This is a genomic window from Thalassotalea litorea (assembly GCF_043642205.1).
In the GTDB taxonomy this organism is placed as follows: domain Bacteria; phylum Pseudomonadota; class Gammaproteobacteria; order Enterobacterales; family Alteromonadaceae; genus Thalassotalea_A; species Thalassotalea_A litorea.
This window is the reverse complement of record NZ_JBHZSG010000084.1, coordinates 1-1353: the sequence shown is the minus strand read 5'-3', so window position 1 is coordinate 1353 and position 1353 is coordinate 1. Positions and strand designations below refer to the sequence as shown.

General features: G+C 43.8%; 1 protein-coding gene. It reads left to right on the top strand.

The features are described 5' to 3' along the window. Positions 1–88: 88 nt before the first annotated feature. Positions 89–1353: IS4 family transposase (locus ACHUFQ_RS16940; RefSeq protein ID WP_394177029.1), on the top strand; the 1265-nt coding region annotated here is incomplete at its 3' end.

Here is a 1353-nt window from a genome sequence, read left to right as displayed (position 1 = left end):
TAACACCGATCAGATAAGCAATCGATCGGTTGACAGGTAAAAGGATCGTACGACAATAGCCCCATCAAATTGATGGGGTTATTTTTTTATGCTTTCTAACTGGCTTATTGATACTGAACTATTCGCTGCACCAGATGATTTATCTGTATTTCAAAAAGAATTACCACTAGAGTGGATTGAGCAAGCTCTTAGTGAAACAAATAAAGCGAGTATGCGACGCAGGAAGCTACCTGCTGAGCTTGTTGTATGGCTAGTTGTGGGCATAGGTCTTTATCGAAACCGCCCAATTACAGAGGTTGTCTCAAAACTAGACCTTGTGCTCGCTGATAAGTTTGGCGAATCTGTCGCACCAAGCGCCATCCCTCAGGCAAGGCAGCGGTTATCCGCAAAGCCTCTGGAAGCCCTTTTTAATATTACTACATCACATTGGTGTCAACGCGAAGATTCGACCGACCTTTGGCATGACCTACAGTTATTCTCAATTGATGGCACTACGATGCGTTGTGCGTTTAATGATGCTACTGAAGAGCATTTCGGCTTTATCAGTAACCAACATCAAGCGAAATCCGCTTATCCGATTGCCCGTCTCTGTGCGCTGATGTCGCTGCGTAGCAGGATGATACGAGATGTTAAGTTTGGGCCCTGCCGTAATGGCGAGATCACCTATGCCAAAGGGCTCACTCATTCAGCCCCAGATAGCTCGTTGACCATTTTTGATAGCTGTTATCTCAGTGCTGAGTTGTTGGTAAATTGGCAAAGCGAGGAGAAAAATAAGCATTGGCTAACACCTGTAAAATCAAACACCAGTTATGACGTGATAGAGCAATATTCGGATAATGATTTTCTCGTCGAGATGAAGGTTTCGGGGCATGCCAGAAAAAACGATCCAAGCCTCCCAGAAACCTGGCAAGCAAGGTTAGTTTTGTACCCTGAGCCAGTAGCGGATAACCACATCAAAGGCTTGTTGAGTTCATTGACCGATACCGAAAAGTATTCAACTCAAGATATTCTCGATGTATATTTCGAACGTTGGGAAATAGAAAATGGTTATGGTGAAATAAAACAATTTCAACTCGATGAAAGTATTTTGCTTCGCAGCCAGACAGTTGAAGGCATTTATCAGGAAATCTGGGGCTTACTTATTGCCTACAACTTGATTCGAGTCGAGATAAGCCAAATCGCCAAAGAGGCTGATGTCTCTCCATTGCGGATCAGTTTCGTTATGGCCATGCGCTTTATTCAAGACGAACTGATGTGGTGCGCAATAGCTACACCAGGAAGTATCCCTAAAAAATTAAGGGCCATGCGAGAAAACGTTAAGAAGTTTATCTTGCCCGAAAAAAGAAAACGGCC